Origin of the sequence: Clostridium sp. BNL1100, from assembly GCF_000244875.1 — a bacterium.
Lineage (GTDB): Bacteria > Bacillota > Clostridia > Acetivibrionales > DSM-1351 > Ruminiclostridium.
Window position 1 is genome coordinate 1,173,972 of record NC_016791.1, and the last position, 24,783, is coordinate 1,198,754.

General features: G+C 36.8%; 27 protein-coding genes, 1 tRNA gene and 1 other annotated feature. Of the genes, 25 read left to right on the forward strand and 3 right to left on the reverse strand.

Going from position 1 to position 24,783, the window contains the following annotated elements; all coding sequences use genetic code 11:
- Nucleotides 1-46: 46 nt before the first annotated feature.
- The 12 genes from CLO1100_RS04795 (at nt 47) to dinB (ending at nt 10,715) form a co-directional block, all read left to right on the forward strand.
- Nucleotides 47-2,029: a CotH kinase family protein gene (locus tag CLO1100_RS04795; protein WP_014312622.1), complete on the forward strand. Its 1,983-nt coding sequence runs from the start codon at nt 47-49 to the stop codon at nt 2,027-2,029.
- Nucleotides 2,013-2,687, forward strand: coding sequence for a polyphosphate polymerase domain-containing protein (locus CLO1100_RS04800; protein ID WP_014312623.1), 675 nt, complete (start codon nt 2,013-2,015; stop codon nt 2,685-2,687). The genes CLO1100_RS04795 and CLO1100_RS04800 overlap by 17 nt, the downstream gene beginning before the upstream one ends.
- A gap of 21 nt (nt 2,688-2,708) precedes the next feature.
- Nucleotides 2,709-3,374, forward strand: coding sequence for a DUF4956 domain-containing protein (locus CLO1100_RS04805; protein ID WP_014312624.1), 666 nt, complete (start codon nt 2,709-2,711; stop codon nt 3,372-3,374).
- A gap of 46 nt (nt 3,375-3,420) precedes the next feature.
- Nucleotides 3,421-4,080 (forward strand): phosphatase PAP2 family protein, encoded by a 660-nt coding sequence (locus CLO1100_RS04810; RefSeq protein WP_014312625.1) that lies wholly within the window; start codon nt 3,421-3,423, stop codon nt 4,078-4,080.
- A gap of 202 nt (nt 4,081-4,282) precedes the next feature.
- Nucleotides 4,283-5,248 carry a glycosyltransferase family 2 protein gene (locus tag CLO1100_RS04815; RefSeq protein ID WP_014312626.1) on the forward strand — a complete coding sequence of 322 codons (966 nt, stop codon included), beginning with the start codon at nt 4,283-4,285 and terminating at the stop codon, nt 5,246-5,248.
- Entirely contained in the window at nt 5,245-6,684 is a 1,440-nt protein-coding gene (locus CLO1100_RS04820; protein WP_014312627.1) for a glycosyltransferase family 39 protein, read from the forward strand. The genes CLO1100_RS04815 and CLO1100_RS04820 overlap by 4 nt, the downstream gene beginning before the upstream one ends.
- 82 nt (nt 6,685-6,766) lie before the next feature.
- Nucleotides 6,767-7,561 (forward strand): thymidylate synthase, encoded by a 795-nt coding sequence (locus CLO1100_RS04825; protein WP_014312628.1) that lies wholly within the window; start codon nt 6,767-6,769, stop codon nt 7,559-7,561.
- The gene (locus CLO1100_RS04830; protein WP_014312629.1) at nt 7,558-8,043 is read left to right on the forward strand and encodes a dihydrofolate reductase; all 486 of its coding nucleotides are present in this window, start codon (nt 7,558-7,560) and stop codon (nt 8,041-8,043) included. The genes CLO1100_RS04825 and CLO1100_RS04830 overlap by 4 nt, the downstream gene beginning before the upstream one ends.
- Before the next feature lie 60 nt (nt 8,044-8,103).
- Nucleotides 8,104-8,248, forward strand: a sequence feature (ribosomal protein L20 leader region).
- Between the two features lie 76 nt (nt 8,249-8,324).
- Complete coding sequence (gene infC, locus CLO1100_RS04835; RefSeq protein WP_014312630.1) at nt 8,325-8,819, forward strand: translation initiation factor IF-3; 495 nt, start codon at nt 8,325-8,327, stop codon at nt 8,817-8,819.
- Nucleotides 8,820-8,836: 17 nt separating this feature from the next.
- Nucleotides 8,837-9,034, forward strand: a complete 198-nt coding sequence (gene rpmI / locus CLO1100_RS04840; RefSeq protein WP_014312631.1) for a 50S ribosomal protein L35 — start codon at nt 8,837-8,839, stop codon at nt 9,032-9,034.
- A gap of 18 nt (nt 9,035-9,052) precedes the next feature.
- Entirely contained in the window at nt 9,053-9,406 is a 354-nt protein-coding gene (gene rplT, locus CLO1100_RS04845) for a 50S ribosomal protein L20 (RefSeq protein ID WP_004617037.1), read from the forward strand.
- A 109-nt stretch (nt 9,407-9,515) separates the two neighbouring features.
- A complete protein-coding gene (gene dinB, locus CLO1100_RS04850) occupies nt 9,516-10,715 on the forward strand; it encodes a DNA polymerase IV (protein ID WP_014312632.1) in 1,200 nt (399 codons plus the stop codon).
- Here dinB and CLO1100_RS04855 read toward each other — a convergent pair whose 3' ends face one another.
- Nucleotides 10,716-11,426 carry a flagellar brake domain-containing protein gene (locus CLO1100_RS04855; RefSeq protein WP_014312633.1) on the reverse strand — a complete coding sequence of 237 codons (711 nt, stop codon included), beginning with the start codon at nt 11,424-11,426 and terminating at the stop codon, nt 10,716-10,718. It lies immediately after the preceding gene.
- Between the two features lie 184 nt (nt 11,427-11,610).
- Here CLO1100_RS04855 and CLO1100_RS04860 point away from each other — a divergent pair, with 184 nt between their 5' ends.
- Together CLO1100_RS04860 and CLO1100_RS04865 are read left to right on the forward strand one after the other, a co-directional pair.
- Nucleotides 11,611-12,402, forward strand: coding sequence for a lysophospholipid acyltransferase family protein (locus tag CLO1100_RS04860; protein WP_014312634.1), 792 nt, complete (start codon nt 11,611-11,613; stop codon nt 12,400-12,402).
- A gap of 63 nt (nt 12,403-12,465) precedes the next feature.
- A tRNA-Pro gene (locus CLO1100_RS04865) sits at nt 12,466-12,541 on the forward strand.
- 41 nt (nt 12,542-12,582) lie between these two features.
- Here the strand turns inward: CLO1100_RS04865 and CLO1100_RS04870 are convergent.
- A complete protein-coding gene (locus CLO1100_RS04870) occupies nt 12,583-14,937 on the reverse strand; it encodes an ABC transporter ATP-binding protein/permease (protein WP_014312635.1) in 2,355 nt (784 codons plus the stop codon).
- A gap of 288 nt (nt 14,938-15,225) precedes the next feature.
- On the opposite strand from CLO1100_RS04870, the gene CLO1100_RS04875 reads away from it, so the two are divergent.
- The 9 genes from CLO1100_RS04875 (at nt 15,226) to CLO1100_RS04915 (ending at nt 22,526) form a co-directional block, all read left to right on the forward strand.
- Nucleotides 15,226-17,070 carry a TIGR03960 family B12-binding radical SAM protein gene (locus CLO1100_RS04875; RefSeq protein ID WP_014312636.1) on the forward strand — a complete coding sequence of 615 codons (1,845 nt, stop codon included), beginning with the start codon at nt 15,226-15,228 and terminating at the stop codon, nt 17,068-17,070.
- Between the two features lies 1 nt (nt 17,071).
- Nucleotides 17,072-17,779: a TIGR03936 family radical SAM-associated protein gene (locus CLO1100_RS04880; RefSeq protein ID WP_014312637.1), complete on the forward strand. Its 708-nt coding sequence runs from the start codon at nt 17,072-17,074 to the stop codon at nt 17,777-17,779.
- A gap of 9 nt (nt 17,780-17,788) precedes the next feature.
- Nucleotides 17,789-19,273, forward strand: coding sequence for an Rne/Rng family ribonuclease (locus CLO1100_RS04885; RefSeq protein WP_014312638.1), 1,485 nt, complete (start codon nt 17,789-17,791; stop codon nt 19,271-19,273).
- Between the two features lie 143 nt (nt 19,274-19,416).
- On the forward strand, nt 19,417-19,728 hold the full coding sequence (gene rplU / locus CLO1100_RS04890; protein ID WP_014312639.1) for a 50S ribosomal protein L21: 312 nt from the start codon (nt 19,417-19,419) through the stop codon (nt 19,726-19,728).
- Between the two features lie 17 nt (nt 19,729-19,745).
- Nucleotides 19,746-20,078 (forward strand): ribosomal-processing cysteine protease Prp, encoded by a 333-nt coding sequence (locus CLO1100_RS04895; RefSeq protein ID WP_014312640.1) that lies wholly within the window; start codon nt 19,746-19,748, stop codon nt 20,076-20,078.
- Nucleotides 20,079-20,082: 4 nt separating this feature from the next.
- A complete protein-coding gene (rpmA, locus tag CLO1100_RS04900) occupies nt 20,083-20,367 on the forward strand; it encodes a 50S ribosomal protein L27 (RefSeq protein WP_014312641.1) in 285 nt (94 codons plus the stop codon).
- A 166-nt stretch (nt 20,368-20,533) separates the two neighbouring features.
- The gene (gene obgE, locus CLO1100_RS04905) at nt 20,534-21,811 is read left to right on the forward strand and encodes a GTPase ObgE (protein WP_014312642.1); all 1,278 of its coding nucleotides are present in this window, start codon (nt 20,534-20,536) and stop codon (nt 21,809-21,811) included.
- Between the two features lie 44 nt (nt 21,812-21,855).
- The gene (gene yhbY / locus CLO1100_RS04910; protein WP_031342451.1) at nt 21,856-22,146 is read left to right on the forward strand and encodes a ribosome assembly RNA-binding protein YhbY; all 291 of its coding nucleotides are present in this window, start codon (nt 21,856-21,858) and stop codon (nt 22,144-22,146) included.
- Nucleotides 22,147-22,253: 107 nt separating this feature from the next.
- The gene (locus CLO1100_RS04915; protein WP_014312644.1) at nt 22,254-22,526 is read left to right on the forward strand and encodes a hypothetical protein; all 273 of its coding nucleotides are present in this window, start codon (nt 22,254-22,256) and stop codon (nt 22,524-22,526) included.
- Between the two features lie 11 nt (nt 22,527-22,537).
- Here the strand turns inward: CLO1100_RS04915 and CLO1100_RS04920 are convergent, their stop codons facing one another.
- The gene (locus tag CLO1100_RS04920) at nt 22,538-23,092 is read right to left on the reverse strand and encodes a DUF4364 family protein (RefSeq protein WP_014312645.1); all 555 of its coding nucleotides are present in this window, start codon (nt 23,090-23,092) and stop codon (nt 22,538-22,540) included.
- A 204-nt stretch (nt 23,093-23,296) separates the two neighbouring features.
- Between CLO1100_RS04920 and CLO1100_RS04925 the strand changes: the two genes are divergently transcribed.
- Both CLO1100_RS04925 and folE read left to right on the forward strand, forming a co-directional pair.
- On the forward strand, nt 23,297-23,986 hold the full coding sequence (locus CLO1100_RS04925) for a 4Fe-4S double cluster binding domain-containing protein (RefSeq protein ID WP_014312646.1): 690 nt from the start codon (nt 23,297-23,299) through the stop codon (nt 23,984-23,986).
- Between the two features lie 203 nt (nt 23,987-24,189).
- Nucleotides 24,190-24,777 carry a GTP cyclohydrolase I FolE gene (gene folE, locus CLO1100_RS04930; RefSeq protein ID WP_014312647.1) on the forward strand — a complete coding sequence of 196 codons (588 nt, stop codon included), beginning with the start codon at nt 24,190-24,192 and terminating at the stop codon, nt 24,775-24,777.
- Nucleotides 24,778-24,783 lie beyond the last annotated feature (6 nt).

Consider the following 24,783-nt stretch of genomic DNA (forward strand, 5'->3'; position numbering starts at 1 on the left):
AACTGTTTTATTCTATTTATATAACATATTATGAGGGATTTGTAAAATGGAAACAAAAAGGTATAAAAATGGAATATACATAATTTTTGCCGTTTGTCTGCTTGTTGTAATACTTTTCTTAATGTTTATTGCTGACAACAAAAGCGTTCCTACAAATGGCGGCTTAAGCTCCAAAGATTTATCCGTTAATGATATAAAATATCCGCAAACATTTTTAGATGATTCTAAAGTACATACTATTGATATTCAAGTTAATAACCGCACTTGGGATAACATGATAGATAACGCCCAGTATGAACAATACATTCCTTGTACGATGATTATAGACGGTGTCAGGATTGATGATGTTGGGATAAGGCCAAAAGGAGATACTTCCCTTAAACAGGTAGTAGACATGAATTCTCAAAACTTCAGCTTTAAGGTTGAGTTTGATCACTACAAAAGTCAGACATTTGACGGTCTTGATAAAATAACACTAAACAACTGTTCACAGGATACAACATATATGAAGGACTACCTTGCACAACATATGATGAGCTATATGGGTGTAGCTGCGCCGTTATCAAGCTATGTAAATATAACCTTGAACGGAAAGGATTTTGGCTTTTATCTGGCTATGGAAGCCGTAGAAAAATCTTTCTGTGTTAGGAATTACGGCGTCATTGATGGAAAGCTGTATAAGCCTGATGCACTTGATTTACCAAAATATGATTATATAAAAATTATGGGCTACGAGATGGAAGACGGTCAATCCGCAGTTGAGTATCTGACAAATGTTATGTCCGGCAATTCCTATAAAGGCTTTAACAGCGGCACGAGGGTCGACATGCTTGGGGATATGGCAAAAGTACTTATTGACTCAAACGAAATTAACACAGATGTTACAGGTCTGACATATATTGATAATAATCCTAAAAGCTATAAAGCTATTTTGGATACAGGAGTTTTTGCTGTAGATGAAAGTGACGAAGGAAGACTGATTAATTCTATAAAAAAGCTGAACAGCGGTGAAGATTTGGATAATACAGTGGACGTTGACTCTATAATAAAGTACTTTGTAATCCATAACTTTGTGGATAATTACGATGGGTATACAAGTATTTTTTCACATAACTATTATCTTAGTGAACGTGCCGGTAAATTGTCAATGATCCCTTGGGACTATAATCTGGCTTTTGGTTCCTTTGCTGTTGATCCCGGAAATTCATCTTCCAATCTGTTCGGAAATTATATAAAAACGACAGATGCCCGTTTTGGTATGAGTTCTACTAAAAGTATGGTTAATTATCCTATTAATACACCTGTATTTAAAGCTGATTTGGAAAAAAGACCGATGATAAATCAAATACTTAAAAATAGTGAGTATTCAGATAAGTATCATGAATATTTTGAAAAATTTATTACTGACTATTTTATCAGCGGTTACTTTGACAGATTTTATGAATCAACAGTTGATATGATATCACCATATATCAAAAATGATAAAAAGGGATTTTTTACATACAATCAATTTGTGGAGGGGGTTAATGAACTAAATAAATTCTGCAAGCTCAGAGCAAAAAGTGTTCAGGGACAGTTAACCAATACTGTACCGTCTACATTAAAAGGACAAAAAGAGCACCCTGAAAATTTGGTTGACACACAGGGACTGGATATGACCAAAACAATTACGATGTATTCATTATTGGGAATTTCGAACAAAGATATGGATGGGGTATTAAAAATTCTTATAAATTACCTTCCCGAAGAATATAAAACAGACGGTAAAATTGATCTGACCAAATTTGAAGCATCAGAGGATATTATATACCTTAAAAAAATCTTCGGAGTATTGGGACCAATCGCTTTTGAGGTTTCAAAAAGCGTCAAGGCATCAGATAATATTGAAATAAATCCAGGATTATCAAAAGTTCTATTATTTATTTCATTAATTGTAATAATCATATTCACTATGTTGCTAAGCAAGTATTCACGTGTAAAGTATAAAAAAAGAAGGGTAAGGAGGGGAAGTTTTGAAATTACGTCATGAATACAAGATATTTCTTAATTATTCAGACTATCTTACCGTTCGATCACGATTAAGGGCAGTAATACCGCATGATAATCACGTTGATGAAACAGGTGAATACAAAATAAGAAGTCTGTATTTTGACAACATATACAATAAGGCACTATATGAAAAAATAAGTGGGGTTGGTATACGTGAGAAATTCAGAATTCGTTGCTACAATGATAATTATGACTTCATAAAACTTGAGAAGAAAAGCAAAATAAACGGAATGTGCAACAAGGTATCGGAAACCATCACAAAAGAAGAAGTAAGGCGGATAATCCACGGTGACACAGAATGGATGCTTGATTCTGACAGGCAACTTGTTTCCGAGTTGTATGCAAAAATGAAAACAGAACAACTAAGACCTAAAGTGATTGTGGATTATAACCGTGAACCCTTTGTATACTCAGCAGGAAATGTGAGAATTACATTGGACAGGAATGTAAGGACAAGTATAAATAGTGTGGATATGCTTAATCCTGATGTTCCTACAGTTCTGGCAGAAGGTCAGACAATAATTTTAGAGGTCAAATATGATAATTACAAACCTACCATGATTTCAGATATAGTCATGGTTCAGGACAGGCTTATATCATCCTTTTCAAAATATGTAGCCTGCAGAAAATTCATATAAATACTTTTAGGGGGTAAATAAGTGGACAGTATTTTAAATTCAAGTTTTATAAAGAATGCTACAGCTGTAAGCGGTTTTGATATGTTTGTGGGAATTATAGTTTCATTCATAATAGGCTTTTTCATTTTCATGGTTTACAAGAAGACTTTTTCAGGAGTAATGTTTTCAGCAAATTTCGGGTTATCATTAATAGGTATGGCAATGATAACATGTGCGGTTATACTGGCAGTTTCAAGTAATGTAGTACTTTCTCTCGGTATGCTCGGTACACTTTCCATAGTGAGATTCAGGACGGCACTAAAGGATCCCTTTGATATTGTCTTTTTATTTTGGGCAATTACATCAGGAATAGTCGTTGGTGCCGGAATGATCCCACTTGCAGTTGTAACAAGTCTTCTAATGGGTATCGTAATGACTGTTTTTGTAAATAGAAAAAGCAGGACTACACCTTATATAATAGTAGTAAATTGTGAAAACTCAGATGTTGAAGACGGCGTAATGAATCTAATCGAAACAAAATCGGCAAAGTCGACTGTTAAAGGTAAGACAGTATCTAAAACAGGTATGGAGCTTACTGTAGAAGTTCAATTAAAAGATGGATATAGTAAATTTGTTAATGATATAATTGATATTGAGGGTGTTGTAAATGCCGTTATGGTCAGCTATAACGGAGAATATATGGGGTAAAATACTATTTTAGGGAAAGGGGATTCAATCATTGGAGAACAATATTATGACTGAATCAAATATAAAAAACAATAATAATAAGATTTTTGTGAATACTATATTTCTAATATTATTGAGTCTTGCATTTGCAGGACTTATCCTATTGATTAAATCAGGAACAATAGATAGTTTTGACAGTACCGTTTACGATTCATTGAGAAGCCTGAAATCACATTCTACCAAACAAATTGTCAAGTTCCTTGGGAGTATAGGTGATCCACAGGTAAACCTGTATTTGGGATTGGCAATAGCAGCGCTTGGTATTGTAGTTTTTGCTAACAAGGAAGGGTATTCTAAGTATATTTCATATGCTGCTGCAATACTTGTTGTATCTTTTTTAAACCCGCTGCTAAAGGAAATTTTCAGACGCCCTCACCCCGATGTGGAAGTGGATAAATTCTCCTTTCCAAGCAGTCATGCTGCAATGGCATTTATATTTTATCTGGTGCTCTATGTTGTAATTAACAAACGTATAAAGATAAAAGCAGGCAGAATAGCACTTGCGGTTTTCTGTATAATAATGCCGCTGCTTATCGGCTTTAGCCGTGTTTATCTTCAAAACCATTATGCAAGCGATATCATTGGAGGATATCTGGAGGCAGGAATAATATTTACAATTGCAATACTGGTAAATAATATATGTGAGCATTTTTTAGCAAAAAAATAATTTTAGTAAATAAAAAAATTCTTCTTTACGTTAAATTGTAAAGAAGAATTTTTTTTATCTATCAATATTACATAAATATGAACTTTTTCTTAATATTTAACGTCAAAATTGATAATAATTACTAGTGTGTTATAATTGTTTAAAGAAAAAATAGGAAAAAGCTGCTATATTATACTCGGCTGAAAGCGAGGAGAAATACTAAATGTCAAAGAAATTATTATCAATAGTCGTTCCGGTTTATAATGAACAGGAAGTAATAAATGAAACCTTTAAAAGGCTTTCCGGAGTGTTTGAAAATTATTTTATGGATGTTGAATACATTTTTATAAATGACGGAAGTAAAGACAATACATATTTGAAACTCAGGGAAATTGCCTTGGCGAATTCATGTGTACGGGTTATAAATTTTGCAAGAAATTTCGGACATCAGATAGCTATTACTGCAGGCATGGACTATGCAAAGGGTGACGCTGTAGTAATAATAGACGCAGACTTGCAGGACCCGCCTGAAGTTATTCTCCAAATGGTGGAACAATGGGAACAGGGTTATGAAGTGGTTTATGGAAAAAGACTTCAAAGAGAAGGGGAAACCTTCTTTAAAAAGTTCACTGCAAAAATGTTCTACCGTTTCCTTGACAGTATGACGGATGTCAAACTACCTGTTGATGTAGGGGATTTTCGGCTTATTGACAGAAAAGTCTGTGATGCCATGAAATGTCTCCCGGAGCGTTCAAGATATGTAAGAGGGTTGGTTAGCTGGGTAGGATTTAAGCAGACAAGCGTAGAGTATAGACGAGAAAAGAGATTTGCAGGTGAAACAAAGTATCCGCTAAAAAAGATGCTCAAGCTTGCAGGAGATGGAATATTCTCATTTTCGTATAAACCCTTGAAACTTGCAACGTTTGCAGGAATGCTTGTTTCAATAATAAGCTTTATATATTTAATTGTTGTTTTGATACAGAGATTTGTAAAAAACGATATTGCCTCAGGCTGGGCTTCATCAATGGCGGTATCCCTGTTCTTTAACGGTGTTATGCTTATAGTTATAGGGATTATGGGGGAATATGTTGGTAGGATATACGAAGAGGTAAAAGCCCGTCCATTATATATTATAGGAGAATTATTAGGATTTCAGGATGGGGCTGAGAGGAAAAAAGACATTAAATGAGTTCAAGAAACAGAGACGCATTAAACAAGACGATAATAATTCTACTAACAGCTTTTACAGCATATTTACTGTATCTTAACTTTTTGTACTCTGCATATAATAATGCATTTATATTCGCACTGTTGGTAATCCCGGTGGTACTAATTGTTTACCTGATTTCCTACAAGATAAATTTATCTCCGTTGACGTTTTTTACGATAATATTCCTGCTGGCATTTGCGGCTAAAGCTTTAGTCGCAATTACGTCTGATACACTACCTATATCGGATTTTAGCACATTTTATAATTGTGCCGTAAAATTGAATAATGGAGATAAGTCCTTTGGACATGGATTTTATTTTACGTCATTTGCTTATCAAACAGGGCCGGTTATATACTATGCCATGATTATGAAATTATTCGGAACGGGACTTCTGCCATTAAAGCTTGTAAATTGCCTTTTCATGGCAGGGTCCAATTCTCTTATTTATCTTATTGCAAGAAAAATATCGAATGACTATACCGCAAGGTTTATCTCATTATTGTATCTTTTATATCCCGCACCCTATTTTTTGACTCCGGTACTTACAAACCAGCATTTTGCTGCATGTATGTTTATGCTTTCCATATACCTGCTCCTTGAAACCCGTATAAATTTTGCAATAAGAAGTGTGGCGGCAGGCATATTTCTTTCTTTTGGTAATGCTGTCAGACCCCTTGGTGTGGTTATACTCGGAGGTGTTGTGATTTGGGCAGTTGCACAGTCCATCAGAGAAAAAAAGCTTGTACGTATTGGTGCCACAGTGATTATGATTGCAGCTTACTTCCTTTTGAGTTTTACTTTTTCAACGATAGTAAAAAAGGCGGACATAAACCCGGAAGGCTTAAGTAATAACTATACCTTGTGGAAATTTGTTGTGGGTTTCAATTACCAAACTAAGGGAACATTCTCTTATCCTGACCAGAACGAAATATTTTATATAAAGGATTTTAAACAGAGAAATGAAGTATCAAAGAAGGTAATAAAAGAACGTATATCCATAAGCCCGGCGAAAATGTTTGATTTGATTAATACAAAACAGAAGATTATGTGGAGCTACTTTGATACCATGAAGTGGGGCTTCTATGATAAAGTAAACAACCATCTTGTGCCTTCGGAAATCCTTAAAAAATACGAACTCCCTATTCTGAAAATAGAAAAAATGTATTACATCCTTGTATTTATACTCATGTTAGCAGGGTTATGTTTAACGCTCACACGGAAAAAAACCAGTACAGGTGTTGTGTTGATTGCTTCAATAATCGCATGCTATTTTGCAGCTCATGCCTTGATTGAAATACAGGTCAGGTACAGGTATTTTGCCATAATGCTTGTGTTTGTCCTTGCGGCCAAGGGAAGTGAACTGCTGATGACAGGTTTTTATGAATACAGAAAAAAATACAGACTGTCAGACTGACAAAAAGGATAATTCATTATATAATATAAAAAAGTAATATCAATGATGTGTAAAAACTATGCCGGAAATGGAGATATAATTCATGCAACAGTACCTTGATTTATGTAAACATATACTAAATAACGGTATAAAAAAAGAAGACAGAACAGGAACGGGAACTATAAGCACTTTTGGATACCAGATGAGGTTTGACCTTCAGAAAGGTTTTCCTTTATTAACAACTAAAAAGCTTCATTTAAAGTCAATAATACATGAACTTCTCTGGTTTATTAGCGGTGATACAAACACAAAGTATTTAAAGGAAAACGGAGTTTCCATATGGGATGAGTGGGCGGACGAAAATGGCAACCTTGGCCCCGTCTACGGACATCAATGGAGGTCTTGGAGTACCCCCGACGGAAGAAGCATTGACCAGCTTAAGGAAGTCATTGAACAAATAAAAAATAATCCGGATTCCAGAAGACTCATAGTAAGCTCTTGGAATGTCGGGGAAATAGAAAAAATGGCTCTGCCACCATGTCACTGCTTTTATCAGTTTTATGTGGCAAACGGAACCTTATCCTGTATGCTATACCAAAGAAGTGCTGACGTATTTATAGGTGTGCCTTTTAATATAGCGTCATATGCATTATTTACAATGATGGTAGCTCAAAGCTGCGGCCTCAAAGCCGGCGAGTTTGTCCATACACTGGGGGATGCACACATTTATCTCAATCACATTGAACAGGTAAATCTGCAATTGAGCCGTGACCCTAGGCCCTTGCCAAAAATGAATATTAACCCGGATGTAAAGGATTTATTTGAATTTAAATACAGTGATTTTACATTAACCGATTATGATCCTCACCCACATATCAAAGGGGCGGTGGCTGTATGATTTCAATGATATGGGCTATGGGTCAGAACAATGCCCTTGGTTGTAAAAACAGAATGCCTTGGTATATACCGGCTGATTTTTCATACTTCAAAAAAATTACTATGGGAAAAACGGTCATTATGGGGAGAAAAACCTTTGAATCTCTCGGTAAACCCCTGCCGGGCCGAAAAAACATAGTAATTACAAGGGAGACAGGCTATAGCCCTGAGGGCTGTACCACGGTTAATTCAATACAAAAAGCTATGGATTATACAGGGGAAGAGGAAGTCTTTATAATTGGGGGAGCGGAAATATACAAAGAATTTCTCCCTATTGCAGACAGACTGTATCTAACTCTGATAGAAAAAGAGTTTGAAGCGGACACTTTTTTCCCGGAAATCGACTATAGCCAATGGAAACAGGTATCATGCGAGAATGGTATCAAGGATGAAAAAAATCCGTATAAATATAAATGGCTGATATATGAAAGAATAAAACAATAGGGGAAATAAGGGTGTATAAAAATGTTGACAGAGTGAAGATATTTTGTTATCATATTTATGCAAAACAAGAAGAAGTTTTTCCACTTCTCACCTGAGCGGACAATGATTTGCCGGGTCAATATCGGTTTTAAACATATTTATATGTAATGGCTGAGATTTGAGATTATTAGTGGATACTTGCTTCTATCCACTTTTTTTATTGTTTAAATATTATATGGACTTGAAGAGAATCTTCTTGCCTATTAAATGCGGAGGTGTCAGTTATTAGCAAAAATGAATTAATGATCAATGAGGATATAAGGGATAAAGAAGTCAGACTTATCGATGCTGATGGTACTATGCTTGGTATATTAGCAATTAAGGAAGCCCAGAAACTTGCCAATTCAAAAAATCTTGACCTGGTAAAGATCGCTCCACAGGGAGTACCGCCTGTCTGTAAGATAATGGACTACGGTAAATATATGTTCGAACTTGCCAAGAAAGAGAAAGAAGCAAGGAAAAATCAGAAGATCATAAGCATAAAAGAAGTTAGAGTTTCCCCTTCTATTGAAGACCATGATTTTGAATTCAAAGTTAAGAATGCATATAAGTTCTTAAAGGATGGAGATAAGGTCAAGGTTTCCGTTAAATTTAGGGGGAGGGAAATGCATTACACCTCAATAGGCAACGAAATTCTAAACAAGTTTGCAGAAGCAGTAAAAGATGTTGGAACAGTTGAGAAAAGACCAAAACTTGAAGGCAAAAGTATGATAATGATACTTAATCCAAAGCAGTAGGATAGGAGGAGAATGATATGCCAAAGTTAAAGACACATAGTGCATCTAAAAAGAGATTTAGAGTTACAGCTACAGGTAAGATCAAAAGAGGCCAGGCTTGGAGAAACCATAGACTTGTATCAAAGTCAAAAAAGGCTAAAAAGCATCATAGATTAGGTGCATACGTTTCAGCTGCACAAGAAGCTACTATCAAAAAACTTATTCCATATAAATAAGAAGGAGGACGAAGGTTTATGGCAAGAGTTAAAGGTGCGGTTAGAACCCGTGCAAGACATAAAAAGATACTAAAGCTTGCAAAAGGATATTTTGGTGCAAAGAGCAAGCTCTATAGAATGGCAAACCAAGCTGTAATGAAATCTTTGAATTACGCTTTCAACGACAGAAGAGCTAAGAAGAGAGATTTCAGAAAGCTTTGGATCGCAAGAATTAACGCTGCTGCAAGAATAAATGGATTATCATATAGCAAATTCATCAGCGGTTTGAAGAAGTCAGGAATAGAACTTAACAGAAAAGTTCTTGCTGATTTGGCAGTAAACGATGCGGCTGCATTTGCTAAGCTTGCTGAAACTGCAAAAGCTGCTAAATAATAAACTTGACATATGAAGTATATTTAAAATATAAGGAGTCCTTTTTGGGGCTCCTTTATTTGACTTTATGTATTACTACAGACAGTTCCCTTTGAAAGGAGAATGACAGATGGACAGAGTAGTTTTCCTAGTGGATATGAACGCATTTTTTATTAGCTGTGAAATGTCCAGAAACCCTGTAATAGCCGGTAAACCGGCTGCTGTTGCAGGCAATCCCAAAACAAGAACGGGGATAATTCTTGCTGCAAACTATGAAGCAAGAAAATTTGGGATTAAAACTACTATGGTTATTCATCAGGCTCTGAAACTTTGTCCTGAAATGTTGCTTGTTCCACCGGATCACAGGTTCTACGAAAGAAAGTCCATGGAAGTTATGGAAATCCTTGAAAGATTTTCGCCGGTCATAGAACAAAACAGTATAGATGAGGCGTGGCTGGATATGTCGGGTACAGAAACACTCTTTGGAAGCCCTATAGAAGCGGCGCAACAGATAATGGATGCAATAAATGACGAGCTGGGCTTATGGTGCTCTATAGGAATTTCCCAAAACAAGCTTTTGTCAAAAATAGCATCCGAAATTAAGAAACCAATGGGGATAACAGAACTCTGGCAGAAGGACATTCATACAAAATTGTGGCCTTTAAAAGTAACAGACCTGTACGGAATAGGTAAACAGACAGGTCTGAAGCTTAACAATTTGGGGATTAAAACTATAGGCGAACTGGCAAAATATAATCCACAGGCCTTGGTCAGCTTCTTTGGCAGGCAGGGGCTGGAGCTTCAAAGAATGGCACACGGGCTTGATATGTCTACGGTTACGCCTCACGTGTCAGGAGAAATGAAGTCCATCGGGCGGTCAACAACACTTGCATCAGATATAACAGATATTGAAGAAGTGAAGACGACATTTATTGAGATGTGCGAAGAAGTTGGCTATGAAGCCCGGAAAAACAATAAGAAGGGACGTACTATTCAAATAACCATAAAGTATTCGGATTTTAAGACAATAACAAGACAAACAAGTATAGAGCCTACCTATCTCACAAAAGACATATATGAGACAGGTTTTACTCTCTTGAATAAAAACTGGAACAGCTTGATGCCTGTCCGGCTAATCGGAATAAGCATTAGTGGCTTTGAAAATGAAGGCCTTTCAGGACAAATGTCACTATTTGATGCAGCTGATTTTTGTGACAATTCATCCCGAAAAGAAGAAAAGCTTGAAAAAGCCATTGATTCAATAAGAAGTAAATTGGGAACAAACTCCATTGGCAGGGCCATACAAATTAAGAACCCGAAAATAAAGTAATTACTTTTTTGATAATGGATTGTTTTTCAGCATAAGACGCTGTTTTTGAAAAATGTACTTAGTTAGTGTGCTTGAATCCTGTGGAGAAATATAAACAAAATTCATACCCACTTCATGTTTCTTGTTCTCGACACTTATGGAACGGATTACTTGCGCCAGTACCCGTATTTGACCCATGCCTTCAAGGTCTACCAAAATATCTAACATCATACCCGAATCAACAGAATTATCCATAATCAGGCATAGACCGCTTCCACTGATATTTTTGGTTAACGCAGTTTTAAAATCATTTGAGGATATTTCTTTAAATTCTGGCTTTCCTCTAGTCGACGAGTGGTCATCAACAGTGACATATTTGCATTCCAGAACTGTATCCAGCCTATAGTTCATTCTTCTCTGGATTTTGGTAAAATCACTGGTTACTGACGCATCGAAGGTTTCCAGATGCCCTGATTTTTTATATTCTTTTACAGTGGCATTAAAATGCATCAGCTCTTGTCTCTGATTTAAAAAGTACACGATGATGTTCAGCCCGGCTGACAGATACTTATAACGGCCCTCACTCATTGGAGCAGCTATAGTTATGTTTTTTGCATCTGCCACATCCAGAAGTTGACTGATATAACTGGAAGTCTGGGAGGGAAAACTTTTTATGTACTCCGGTATTTCGATTTCTAATTTGGTCCCGATAATAATGTCATTAGCATTCATTAGAATTCTCCATAATAATTCATATTAAATTTTATATCTGATATTTTTATTATATTCTAATTATTATAAATTTTAAACTGCTAAATGAATGATTTTCCGGAGCAGTGGACATGGTATTAAATGTGAGATATAATTATCACTGGCATTATGGGTGCATAATTTTATAATAGCGGAAGTGATGGATATGAAGAGTTATTTTACAGGAAACAGATATGAAACTACAGGGAATAAGAGAAATATATTTGACAAGCTTTTTCTGAATACCAGATGGTATTTTGTTTACGGCTATGCAAAAGTAGTTTTAAAGGGAAGGAACCTTGCAGTAAAGAATAAGTACGATTCAGAAAAATGGGCGGCTTCCAGTTATAAAATATTAGAATGTATTGAAAAGAGCGGCGGCAAACTATTTATTGAGGGTTTGGATAATATTTCAAAGTCAGATGGACCTGTTGTGTTTGTCAGTAATCACATGAGTACATTGGAAACCTTTGTATTTCCTTGTATAATTGTACCGTTAAAGGAAGTTACCTATGTTGTAAAGGATTCTCTTGTATCAATGCCGATATTCGGGTCTATTATGCGAAGCAGAAACCCTATAGTAGTATCCAGAAAGAACTCAAGGCAGGATTTACTCAATGTAATAAACAAAGGAAAGGAAATACTTGCTGAGGGAAGGTCTATTGTTTTATTCCCTGAAGGAACAAGGCAGGAGCAATTCAATCCGGAAAAGTTTAATTCATTGGGTATAAAGCTTGCAAAAGAGGCTGGCGTACCCGTGATACCTGTTGCAATAAAAACCGATTTCTGGGGAAATGGCAAGCTAATAAAGGACATTGGACCAATCCGCAGAAAAGAACCGGTATGTATGTCTTTTGGCGAACCCATAACCATAACCGGAAATGGTAAGGCAGAACATAAGCAGGTTATAGAGTTTATAACCAATAAAATAAATGAATTTAAAAATATCAAAATTTGAAAAAAATTCTCATTTTAGTCTTGTAAAATAAATTACTTCCTAGTAAAATAATATAATGAGATTCGGGGTGTGGCTCAGTTGGTAGAGCGCGACGTTCGGGACGTTGAGGCCGCTGGTTCAAGTCCAGTCACTCCGACCACAAAAGGACTTGCTGATGTAGTTGGCAAGTCTTTTTATATTTTATTCACTCCTTAGTGCTTCCACCGCATCTTTTCTGGAAGCCATCTTAGCAGGAATATGTCCTCCGAGTATGGTAAGAACTGTACTTAGCAAAACAAGCAGTAATGCATGAATTATTTGCAACTGGGCCACACCTTTGAGCTCCGTCATATTGTATATAATCTTATTGATAGGTATAGTCAATAGCCATGCAATTACTATACCAAGGACTCCGGAGAATACCCCTATAATGCAGGTTTCAGCATCAAATACCCGGGCAATATCCCTTTTTCTTGCACCCAATGAACGCAGTATGCCTATTTCTTTTGTACGTTCAAGCACTGATGTGTAAGTGATAATACTTATCATTATTAGGCTTACTACAAGAGAAATGGACGCAAAGGCTAAAAGTACGATGGTAATACCATGCATAATTCCTCCTGTCATCTGAGACATTGTTCCGGCAAGGTCCGTATAAAATATCTTATCAACCAGAGGTTTGCCTTCATTATATGCATCCAGATAAGCCGTAACAGCATCCTTATCACTGAAATTGTCAGGATAAACCATTATCATAAATGGAGAGGCAGTTCCGCCCAGATAGGCAAGAAACATGGATTTTTCGATTTTATCCATATCCTGCATGGTAATGACATTTTTACTGCTGTCCTCCTGCTCCTTTACGATGTCGGAATCTTTTGAGTTGTTTATTACCAACTGGGTTAGCTTATCACTATATGCAATTCCGGGAGCAAGAATTCCGATTTTAACATTTGGCTTTTTTCTGACTACCCCTGTAATAGTAACGGGAATACTGTTTTTAGAAGAATACATGGCTTCATAATTATCACCCGGAAGGTACGTGCCGAACTCGGTTTTAACATAGTAATCATTGTTTGATACTATCTTAAACTGGGTACCTACAATGTTATCAAAATTTATAGATTTCCTATTGTCAGTTAGAAAGCCCATTCCTTTTAGTATAGTATAGTTTATCCGGTTTTTAGAATCTACTACAAGTACCATATCAGTAGGCTTATCGGGGTATTTACCTGCCATGAGCTCATAATTTTTCGAAAGATATGATGGGTCATTTTTTTTTAATTGCTGGGGGTATGAAGAGAGACCGACTCCTTCCATACTGGACGTGTTTGCTTTTTCCTTCATGGCTTCCATTGGGTTAAACAGCGTTACAGGCGAGGCCTTTCCGTTAATTTTCCGCACCAGATTGATGCCTACTATTCGGGCATAGCCTATACTGTTACAGATTTTAGGATCAATTTTACTGATGTATTCCAGATATTCCTCGGTAAAAATATTTCTATGATTAAATTTGCTTTTTGACGAATCGTATAGATATACCTTGTCTGAATCAGCGTATTCAGCAGTTCCGATGTTTGTTTTCTTTGTGTCGCTTTTGAATGATTTTATATTTTCCGAATTCATATGTGAAGGAGTTTGCGTCAGTATTATAGGAAATTCAGCGAGGGCATCACTCTGAAATTTATCAATCTGCTTCTTGAACCCTGTAGATAAGCTCAGAATAACCGCTATACCAATGATTCCAATACTTGAAGCCAATGAGGTAAGAAAAGCTCTCCATTTTTTTGTCTTAATATTGTTAAATGACAGTTTAAGGGCCGTAAAAAAGCTCATGCTGGTTTTCTTCAAATGAAATACCGCTGACACCTGAAGAGGCTCACAGGGATTACTGTCGGAAATAATTTTGCCGTCTTTAAAATTAATGATTCTGTCGGCATATTTTTCAGCAATGGCTGGATTGTGTGTTACCATAATAACCAGACGATTGTGAGATATATTTTTTATTAAATCCATGATTTGAATACTTGTAGCTGAATCTAGAGCACCCGTAGGTTCATCGCATAATAGAATTTCAGGATCATTGGCAAGGGCTCTGGCAATTGCCACACGCTGCATTTGACCACCTGATAGTTGGTTTGGTTTTTTATGAAGATGTTCCTTGAGGCCAACCTCATTCAATACGTCTAGAGACTTTTTCCTCTTTTCTTCCTGGGAAATTCCACTGAGGGTCATACCCAGTTCCACATTATCAATAATACTTAGATGGTTAATCAGGTTGTAACTCTGAAATACAAAGCCTATGGAATTATTTCGGTATGCGTCCCATTCTTTTTCCGTAAAATGAGATGTTTTTTTACCGCTTATACTCATTTCACCTGAATCGTATCTGTCAAGCCCTCCGAGAATATTTAAAAAAGTTGTTTTACCTGACCCGCTTGTGCCCAAAATTGCAACGAACTCTTTTTTTCGAAAGCACACACTTATTTCAGACAGTGCTATAGTGTCCACATTTCCCACGTGATAGGTTTTACTGATATTATTTAATTCCAGCATAAATCTTTTGCTCCGATTTTCTAAAAATACTTATGATGTATAAGAGTATTTTGGTCTATCGCTGAAAAGATATTCAGTAAAATTTTAACGGAATAATAATAAATTCTTATTATTGTATAAATACTATAAAAGAATTGTTAAAAATGTATTACCATATGTACTATGTTCTGCTATAATATTTTTTGGTACTCGAAAGATTATTTTGGTAAAAATCGGCTTTTAGCTGTATTTAATAACCGAGTTCTTTTTTTTTGCTATTTATAAATATTAGATATATCGGAGGAAAAAATGAGTGTTAATCTGTCGGATGCGTTATTGAAGAGTGTTGAGAAACCATCTAGATATACCGGTAATGAATGGAACAGCGTCATAAAAGACCCTAAAAGTGTTGATATACGTTTCGCATTTTGTTTTCCCGACTCTTACGAAGTAGGCATGTCCCATCTGGGTATGAAAATACTATACCATTTGTTAAATGAAAGAAATGACTGCTATTGTGAAAGAGTATTTGCTCCATGGACGGATATGGAAGAAAAAATGAGACAGAACAATATTCCGCTTTATGGACTTGAATCTAAAGACCCAATCAGGGATTTTGATTTTGTAGGCTTTACACTTCAATATGAAATGAGCTTTACAAATATAATAAATATGCTTGATTTGGCAGGTATACCTCTGACCTCGGACAAAAGAAGTGACAGTGATTCATTTGTTTGTGCAGGAGGCCCCTGCGCATATAATCCTGAACCATTGGCTGACATAATCGACTTTTTTATGATGGGCGAAGGCGAAGAAATAATCAATGAAGTAATGGATGCATATGCAAAATGGAAGGGAACAGGACGTTCAAGACAGGAATTCCTTGAAGATATAGTCAAAATAGAAGGTATATATGTCCCGGCATTTTATGACGTTTCATATAATGAGGACGGTACTATAAGAAGCTTTGAGCCTAAAAAGCCGGATTATCCCGTAAAAATAAAAAAGAGGATAATTAAAGATATGGACAAGGCATATTTTCCTGAAAAAATAATAGTTCCATATACTGATATAGTACATGACAGAATAATGCTTGAGGTATTCAGAGGTTGTACAAGAGGATGCAGATTCTGTCAGGCAGGATTTATATACAGACCCGTACGTGAAAAGAGTCACAAGAGATTGCTTGAGCTGGCCAACAAGCTTGAGGAAAGCTCAGGCTATGAGGAAATTTCCCTGACCTCACTTAGTACAAGTGATTATACGGAGCTTCACGAACTGACAACAGGATTGCTTGATGAAATGGAAGAGAAAAAAGTAAATTTATCTCTGCCTTCATTAAGAATTGACTCATTCTCACTGGATTTAATGGAAAAAGCCCAGAAGGTAAGGAAAAGCGGACTTACATTTGCTCCGGAAGCAGGAACCCAGAGACTAAGAGATGTAATCAACAAGGGTGTAACGGAAGAGGATTTGTTAAACGCTGTATCTATGGCATTTAATGGTGGCTGGAACGGTGTGAAACTGTATTTTATGCTTGGACTTCCTACAGAAACCATGGAAGATGTTGAAGGAATTGCTGATCTGGCTTATAAGGTAGTAAATGCTTATAAAAACGTTCCAAGGGAAAAGAAAGGAAAATTCCTCAATGTTACTGTGAGTACATCTTCCTTTGTACCAAAGGCCTTTACGCCATTCCAATGGGAGCCACAAGACAGCAGGGAAAATCTCAATGAAAAGCAGATGCTTTTAAAAAGTAAGATTCGTTCCAAACAGGTAACCTATAACTATCATGAAAATAGACTCAGCCTTCTGGAAGCCGTGTTTGCCAGAGGAGACAGAAGGACCTGCAAGGTGCTGCTGAAAGCTTGGGAAATGGGCTGCAAATTTGACAGCTGGGGTGAGCACTTTAAATTTGATGTATGGATGAAAGCCTTTGAAGAATGTGGGGTGGATCCATATTTTTATGCAACACGCAAAAGAGATTATGAGGAACTGCTGCCTTGGGATCATATTGATATAGGAGTTTCCAAAAAATATCTTATAAACGAATCGAAAAAGGCACTGGAAGAAAAAATTACGCCCAATTGCCGTGTAAACTGCGGCGGCTGCGGTGCTACAATATTTGATAGTGGTATTTGTGGAGGTAATTAAATTGACTATTATACGTGTAAAGTTCAGACGTGGCGATGAAGTCAAATTCATTTCTCACCTTGACCTAATGAAGGTATTTGAAAGAGCCATAAGAAGGGCAAGACTTCCCATAGCCTATTCTCAGGGCTTTAATCCTCACCCGGGTATGGTTTTTGGTCTGCCCTTGGGAGTTGGAGTTACAAGTGAAGCAGAGTACGGTGATTTCGAAATTACCGATGATGAAATGTCAGCACAGGAATTTGCGGACAGACTAAATTTACAGCTCCCTAAAGGAATGGAGGTTTTAGCTGCCAAAAAGAAGGTGTCAAAGCAAAATATAATGGCTACTATAGCTGCATCTGAGTATATTGTAATTGTGGGTACTCCGGCAGAATGTAACCAAAAGACTCTGAAGACGGCTATTGACAAATATTTATCACAAAAAGAAATTGTCGTTAAGAAAAGAACAAAAAATGGTGTAAAGGATACAGATATCAGAGACATGATATTTGATTTAAATTTCGAGCTTCAGCCTTTTGGTACCTTCAACATAATTAGATTTACCGCTCTTGTCAGTGCCGGAAGTAAAGCGAATTTAAAGCCCGACCTTCTGATTGAGTCTCTGTGCGGATATCTTGGAATTGAATACGAGATTGACAGGATTCACAGAACAAAGCTTTTTGTAAGGTCTCAGGATCAGCTTCTGGACCCTATGGAAGAAGTAGTTTGAGGTGATTAGATGGTTAATGAGATTATAGTAGATGTTAGTCCGGGTGAAATAAGAGTTGGTATTCTGGAAGATAAGGAACTGGCTGAGATTCATATAGAAAGAACAAATCATCAGGGGCTTGTGGGTAACATATACAGGGGAAAAGTAAGCAGTGTGCTTCCGGGTATGCAGGCCGCCTTTATCGATATCGGATATGAAAAAAACGCATTTTTGTATGTGGGTGATGCCATTCCCAAAAAAGAATATTCCGATGATGAAACAGAGGTTTCCAGTAACTACGAAGAATATAATATTACCGATATCCTCAAAGTAGGACAGGAGATAACGGTGCAGGTTATAAAAGAACCTATTGGCACAAAGGGCCCTAGGGTTTCAACGCATATAACTTTACCTGGAAGAAACCTTGTTTTGCTGCCAAATGCAGATTATATAGGGATATCCCGAAGGATTGAAAACGATGCGGAAAGGCAGAAGCTAAAGAAAATAGCCGAAAAACTAAAGCCGCAAAACATGGGGTTAATTGTTAGAACCGTTTCTGAGGGAAAAGAAGAATCTGACTTTGTAGAGGATGTTTCTTTCCTTTTGAAGCTTTGGGCAAAAATAAAGGAAAGTGAAAATAAAGGCCCTGTACCAAGGTGTATCCACAAAGATATAAACCTTATATACAGGTCAGTCAGAGATTTGTTCACATGGGATGTAAATAAATTTATTATAAACAATGAGAAAGAGTACTTAAAAGTACTTGAACTTGTTGAAATGATATCCCCACTCCTCAAAAGCAGAGTAGAACTGTTTCAGAAGGATTACAAGATTTTTGATTACTACCAGATAGAAACGAAAATTGAGCGTGCTCTATCCAGAAAGGTATGGCTAAAATGCGGTGGGTATATAATTATCGACAAAACCGAGGCTCTCACTGTAATTGATGTCAATACAGGCAAGTTTGTAGGAGAGAGTAATCTCGAGGAAACAGTACTTAAAACTAATGTTGAAGCAACAAGAGAGATAGCAAAACAGCTTCGACTTAGAGACATTGGCGGTATTGTAATAATAGATTTTATTGACATGAACAACCCCGAACATCAGCAACTGGTATTGGATTCTCTTAAACATAGCTTAAAGAGTGATAGAACAAAGACAATAGTACTGGGTATGACAGAGCTTGGCTTGGTTGAGATGACCAGAAAAAAGATAAGGCAGGAGCTGTCAACCGTTATGAGCTGTGATTGTCCTGTATGCGATGGAGCAGGAAGAGTTTATACCGGGGAAACCAATGCTATGAATATACTCAGGGAGGTAAGGGAGCATATGAATTGTACATCTGCAAAGAAATTTAAGCTGGAAGTACACCCTACCGTAGCTCCTGTAATTGAAGATAATATCGAAAGACTCTCAAAGGAATTTGTGGAGAATAAGGATAAAAAAGTAAAGGTTACTGCCGTCAATGATATAAGACCCGCAGGCTATAGAATTAAAGACATTGACATGGATTAGTCCTTGTGCTAAAATATATCGGTAGCCGCACGGCCAAGGCTCCTTAAATATAATTCATTTGAATTATTGCCTGTGATGAATACTCCTGTTGATGTAGTATATACGTCATAAAGCCGGCGAGATTGATATTAGGAGGTGTATATATGTACGCAATTATAATGACTGGTGGAAAACAGTACAAAGTTCAGGAAGGCGATGTAGTTTTCATAGAAAAGCTCGCTGCTGAAGAAGGATCTTCAGTAACTTTTGATAAGGTTTTAGCTGTATCAAAGGATGGAAATGTTAGCTTTGGTGCTCCTGTTCTCGAATCAGCTTCTGTAAGTGGAAAGATTCTTAACCACGGAAAAGGTGAAAAGATTATCGTTTTCAAATACAAAGCAAAGAAGAACATCAGAAACAAAAAGGGACACAGACAACCGTATACAAAGGTTCAAATCGAAAAGATCAATGCTTAATTAAGGATAACAGTTAGATGATTAAAATTAATATAGGCAAGGATTCAGCAGGTACTATTAGGACGTTTGTAGTAAAAGGACATGCAGGGTTTGCCGAAGAAGGCAGTGACATTGTATGTTCAGCCATTTCCGCAATCGCTTATACTGCGGTAGGAGCTATTGAAGAGTTGATTGGACTAAAAGGCTTTTTTAAACAGAAGAACGGGTTTATGTCATGTAAGCTTGACATGGAGTTGTCTCCTGAAAAAAGGCATGATGCCAATGTAATTATGGCCACAGCGGAAATTGGATTCAAACAGATAGAATTTGCTTATCCCGACTATGTGAAGGTATTGGATGAGGAGGTGTAATCTCATGATAAAGGTTAATTTACAACTTTTTGCTCATAAAAAGGGTGTTGGTAGTTCAAGAAACGGACGTGACAGTGCAGCTAAAAGACTCGGTGTCAAAAGAGCTGATGGTCAATTCGTTCTCGCAGGAAACATTCTTGTTCGTCAAAGAGGTACAAAGATTCATCCCGGTGTAAACGTAGGAATAGGTAAAGACGATACCTTGTTTGCATTAAAGGATGGAAAAGTTAAGTTTGCAAGACTTGGCAGAGATAAGAAGCAGGTTATGATAGTTACTGCTGCTGAGTAATAACAAAATTATCGCATTAAAAAAGGTAGAAAATGTGATACGCATTTTCTACCTTTTTAGCGTATAATGAAAGTTATTTTTCACATAAATTATTTGTTTAAGGTTAAAATAAACAGAGTTCTGGATTATATAAAAAAGAATATTTGTTTTAATGGAGAGAAGATAAATGTTTACAGATAGTGCTAAAATATATGTCAAGGCCGGTAATGGAGGAAACGGAATGGTTTCATTCCACCGTGAAAAGTACATAGCGGCCGGAGGCCCGGACGGGGGAGATGGCGGAAAAGGCGGAGATGTTATTTTTGTAGTTGATGAAGGACTTAACACCCTCATTGACTTCAGATACAAAAAGAACTTCAAGGCTGAGGCAGGCCAGGATGGAGGTCCGTCAAACTGTTCCGGAAAAAACGGGGAAGATCTTATTATCAAGGTTCCTCTTGGCACCATGGTAAAGGATGAAACAACCGATATGGTACTTGTTGATTTGATAAAGCCCGGTCAAACATGTGTTATAGCAAAAGGCGGAAAGGGCGGAAAAGGCAATCAGCACTTTGCCACTCCTACAAGACAGGTACCGAACTTTGCGAAAAGTGGTGATCTCGGCGAAGAGTACAACCTGATTCTTGAAATGAAGATGATAGCCGATGTTGGACTTTTGGGATATCCCAACGTGGGTAAGTCCACAATACTGTCAATGGTTTCTGCTGCAAAGCCAAAAATTGCAAACTACCACTTTACAACTCTGGTTCCAAACCTTGGAGTTGTGCAGATAGAGCAGGGTAAAAGCTTTGTAATTGCTGATATCCCGGGTCTTATTGAAGGAGCACATGAAGGTGTTGGTCTTGGTCATGAATTTCTGAGGCATGTTGAGAGGACAAAACTCCTTGTACATGTTGTAGATGTATCCGGGGTTGAGGGCAGAGATGCAGTAGAGGATTTTGATACAATTAACTCAGAACTGCAAAAATATAATGAGGTTTTGTCTACAAGGCCACAAATAGTAGCCGCAAATAAAATGGATATACCCGGTGCAGAGGAAAACTACAAGGCTTTTAAGGAAGCACTTGAAAAAAGAGGATACAGAGTATTTGGAATATCAGCCGCAACTAATAAAGGGCTCAAAGAACTCATGTATGCTGTTGCAGATACATTAAAAACACTTCCAGACACCATTCTTCTTGATGAAACAAAGAATGAAGAGGTTGTATACAAAGCCCAAGAGGAAAAGCCCTTTGAAATACACATTGAAGATGGTGTATATGTAGTTGAGGGTAAATGGCTGAGAAAGGTTCTCGGTTCTACTAATATCACTAATTATGAGTCACTGCAATATTTCCAGAGAGCTCTTAAGAAAAAAGGAGTTATTGCGGCACTTGAAGAGATGGGAATAGAGGAAGGCGACACAGTCAGAATTTATGATACCGAGTTTGATTATACCAGATAGTAGGAATATGCATGGATATTTTCTATGCGGACATGGAGGATGCGATGCTTACAGGTAAACAAAGAAGCTATTTGAGGTCGCTTGCAAATAATCTTCAACCCATTTTTCAGGTTGGAAAAGGCGGAGTAAGCGACAATATGATAAAGCAGTTTTCAGATGCACTGGAGGCCAGAGAGCTTATAAAGGCAACTGTCCTGAAAAATGCAGAATGTGATACGAAAACCATATGTGAAGAAATTGCAGAGCAGACAAATTCCGAAGTAGTTCAGGTTATCGGAAGTAAATTTGTTTTGTACAGACCATCTGAAAAGAATTCCGTAATAGAGCTGCCGTAGGGCGGCTTTTTAACGTATTGGGGAAATATGTAATAAAATTATACAATTCTGAATAATATAATAAGTATTTCGTTGAAAAAAACTTAGTAAAATTTTCAGGAGGGTATATGAAAGAAAACTACGCTACACAAAATCACACTTATGAATCTCTGGACAAATCATCAATAAAAAAACTCAGCGACAAGGTTCTGCTTGAAAAGACTAAAGATACATATAAGTTTTTAAAATTAAACGAGATTTACCTAAAAAATATAAGAGACGATTATGGGAAACAAAAAATAGCCCAGCTGAGAGTTAAGTTTATTCGTCATCAGCTGGAACTGCTTATTAGAGAGTGCTTTTCAAGGGGATTGAAACATGGACTAAGTAATTATTACTAAAAAGTCAGATGTTATTTTCCGAAGTTATCGTTACCTGTATCAGTGAGTGCCGACAATATTTTACTGTACAATTTCTCTGAATTCTGAGCCCAGTTGTCGCATATTTTATTAGCGTCATTACGGCTTCCAACAGACATTTTTAAATCAATATAGGTAAAGCTTCCTTCACAAATCCTTAAACTAACGATATACTCATTTTCTTTTACGGCAACAAAGTCTGACTGTATGTTTATTTCATTTTTTTTGCTTTTTTTATATTTATTTAAAGCCTCATCAATCCTGGCTTTTATGCCGGCAGGAATTAATGAAGTAAAGTACTCCAGACTTTGTTTTCCGGCAGAAGAAATACTATATGACAGTTTTTCATCAGAATCTATTTTTGTAAGAAACTTTCCCTCACAAAGCTCATCAAGATATTGCTGAAGAAAAATATAATTCATCAGCTTGTTTTCTAAAATTATTTTCGTTATAAGCAAATTGGTTACTGGTGACTCCAGATTATGAATAATATATAATAATATCAGCTTGTTTTCGGCAAGTTCTCTGCTGTTTTCAATAGAACTCATAAATACCTCCGTTCTTAGCTGTAATTTAGCCTAAAATAAATTCCCAAAAATATATTTAAAATTATACCATAAAGGCTTATGGTTTACTATATTACCCCAAAAAGACTTTTTATGCGGTCAAATTTGAGCTTTATTTCCCGTGCATCACCTTTATAGTTAATGATATAATATTTAAATCAGGATTAAGCATAAAAGGAGATATACGTGTCAGATAATTTATATAAAGAACTGGAAACAATAGTATACGGCATGGGGGGAACTTTCTTTGGAACATCGGAAGTAGTGGAGCATTTACCTGACCCGTTAGAAAGCTATCCTATTGCCATAACCTTCGGTATCAGACTGTCAGATGCAATAATAGACGAGATAGGGGATAAACCTACCTTTACTTATTTTAACCACTATAGGTCTGTTAATGCCCTGATAGACCAGATATCACTTAAATTGGTTCTGTCTATTCAGGCACACGGCAAAAGGGCATATTCCATTGCTGCTTCACAAAGCATACCTTCCTCTCCAATACCTTACAGCGGTGTGTTTCCGCATAAAACAGGTGCGGTTTTAGCAGGACTGGGCTGGATAGGTAAAAACGGCTTATTTATTCATAAAGATTACGGCCCCAGAGTAAGGCTTGGGACTGTTCTTACAGATATGGTGCTTCCTTGTGAAAATAAGATACTACAGAATAAGTGTTCATCATGCAACAGGTGTGTAAAAGCATGTCCTGCCCTTGCTCTTACCGGGAATAAGTGGGAGGTTGGGAAACCTCGTGAAAATGTAGTAGATGCAAGAGCATGCTCAGAATATATGAACAGGAATTTAAAGCATATAGGAAGGGGATCCGTGTGTGGTATTTGCATAAAGGTATGCCCAAGTGCGGGTAGTAGAACCTGACGGTAATGCTAGGAAAATTAAGGAAAAATGTCATTAAGAAGTGTTCATACTCGTTGACTGTGGAAAATACGTATGCTATTCTTTTTAGGATAGAAGGTATTCTTTTTTAATGGTTTATTTGAAATATAATCCCTAGAGTATACTACTTTCAGGGATTTTACTTTTTATACGATACAGAAAAATACGTATATAGGGTGGTTTACATGTCTATAGATAGGAAAAAAGTTGAAGAGCATATCAGAGGTTTACTGATTGCTTTAGGAGAGGACCCCGACAGAGAGGGACTTAAAGATACACCCTCACGTGTTGCTCGTATGTACGAGGAGATTTTTGAAGGAATCAGCTATACAAATGACGAGATTGCTGAAATGTATAACAAAACCTTTGAAGATGATCTGGTGATACCTAAAGACAACAAAGAAATGGTATTGGTTAAGGATATAGATATTTTCAGTTATTGCGAGCATCATATGGCACTTATGTACAATATGAAAGTTGCAGTTGCTTATGTACCTAACGGCAAAATACTGGGCCTTAGCAAAATAGCCAGAATAGCCGACATGGTCGGAAAACGTCTACAGCTGCAGGAAAGAATAGGTTCTGACATAGCTGAAATTATGCAAAAGATTACTGATTCAGAGGACGTTGCGGTAATTATTGAAGGACAGCACGCTTGTATGACTGCCAGAGGCATTAAAAATACAGGATCTCGGACTACAACTACTACATTTCGAGGAAATTTCAACACAGATACAAATCTTACAAAAAGATTGATGATACTATATAAGTAATAATAC

Bases quoted from the DNA above. Each gene is read 5' to 3' on its own strand.
- CLO1100_RS04795 (WP_014312622.1), top strand. From the start codon at position 47: ATGGAAACAAAAAGGTATAAAAATGGAATATACATAATTTTTGCCGTT.
- CLO1100_RS04810 (WP_014312625.1), top strand. From the start codon at position 3,421: ATGACTGAATCAAATATAAAAAACAATAATAATAAGATTTTTGTGAAT.
- CLO1100_RS04815 (WP_014312626.1), top strand. From the start codon at position 4,283: ATGTCAAAGAAATTATTATCAATAGTCGTTCCGGTTTATAATGAACAG.
- CLO1100_RS04820 (WP_014312627.1), top strand. From the start codon at position 5,245: ATGAGTTCAAGAAACAGAGACGCATTAAACAAGACGATAATAATTCTA.
- CLO1100_RS04825 (WP_014312628.1), top strand. From the start codon at position 6,767: ATGCAACAGTACCTTGATTTATGTAAACATATACTAAATAACGGTATA.
- CLO1100_RS04830 (WP_014312629.1), top strand. From the start codon at position 7,558: ATGATTTCAATGATATGGGCTATGGGTCAGAACAATGCCCTTGGTTGT.
- infC (WP_014312630.1), top strand. From the start codon at position 8,325: ATGATCAATGAGGATATAAGGGATAAAGAAGTCAGACTTATCGATGCT.
- rpmI (WP_014312631.1), top strand. From the start codon at position 8,837: ATGCCAAAGTTAAAGACACATAGTGCATCTAAAAAGAGATTTAGAGTT.
- rplT (WP_004617037.1), top strand. From the start codon at position 9,053: ATGGCAAGAGTTAAAGGTGCGGTTAGAACCCGTGCAAGACATAAAAAG.
- dinB (WP_014312632.1), top strand. From the start codon at position 9,516: ATGGACAGAGTAGTTTTCCTAGTGGATATGAACGCATTTTTTATTAGC.
- CLO1100_RS04855 (WP_014312633.1), bottom strand. From the start codon at position 11,426: ATGAATGCTAATGACATTATTATCGGGACCAAATTAGAAATCGAAATA.
- CLO1100_RS04860 (WP_014312634.1), top strand. From the start codon at position 11,611: ATGAAGAGTTATTTTACAGGAAACAGATATGAAACTACAGGGAATAAG.
- CLO1100_RS04870 (WP_014312635.1), bottom strand. From the start codon at position 14,937: ATGCTGGAATTAAATAATATCAGTAAAACCTATCACGTGGGAAATGTG.
- CLO1100_RS04875 (WP_014312636.1), top strand. From the start codon at position 15,226: ATGAGTGTTAATCTGTCGGATGCGTTATTGAAGAGTGTTGAGAAACCA.
- CLO1100_RS04885 (WP_014312638.1), top strand. From the start codon at position 17,789: ATGGTTAATGAGATTATAGTAGATGTTAGTCCGGGTGAAATAAGAGTT.
- rplU (WP_014312639.1), top strand. From the start codon at position 19,417: ATGTACGCAATTATAATGACTGGTGGAAAACAGTACAAAGTTCAGGAA.
- CLO1100_RS04895 (WP_014312640.1), top strand. From the start codon at position 19,746: ATGATTAAAATTAATATAGGCAAGGATTCAGCAGGTACTATTAGGACG.
- rpmA (WP_014312641.1), top strand. From the start codon at position 20,083: ATGATAAAGGTTAATTTACAACTTTTTGCTCATAAAAAGGGTGTTGGT.
- obgE (WP_014312642.1), top strand. From the start codon at position 20,534: ATGTTTACAGATAGTGCTAAAATATATGTCAAGGCCGGTAATGGAGGA.
- yhbY (WP_031342451.1), top strand. From the start codon at position 21,856: ATGCTTACAGGTAAACAAAGAAGCTATTTGAGGTCGCTTGCAAATAAT.
- CLO1100_RS04915 (WP_014312644.1), top strand. From the start codon at position 22,254: ATGAAAGAAAACTACGCTACACAAAATCACACTTATGAATCTCTGGAC.
- CLO1100_RS04920 (WP_014312645.1), bottom strand. From the start codon at position 23,092: ATGAGTTCTATTGAAAACAGCAGAGAACTTGCCGAAAACAAGCTGATA.
- folE (WP_014312647.1), top strand. From the start codon at position 24,190: ATGTCTATAGATAGGAAAAAAGTTGAAGAGCATATCAGAGGTTTACTG.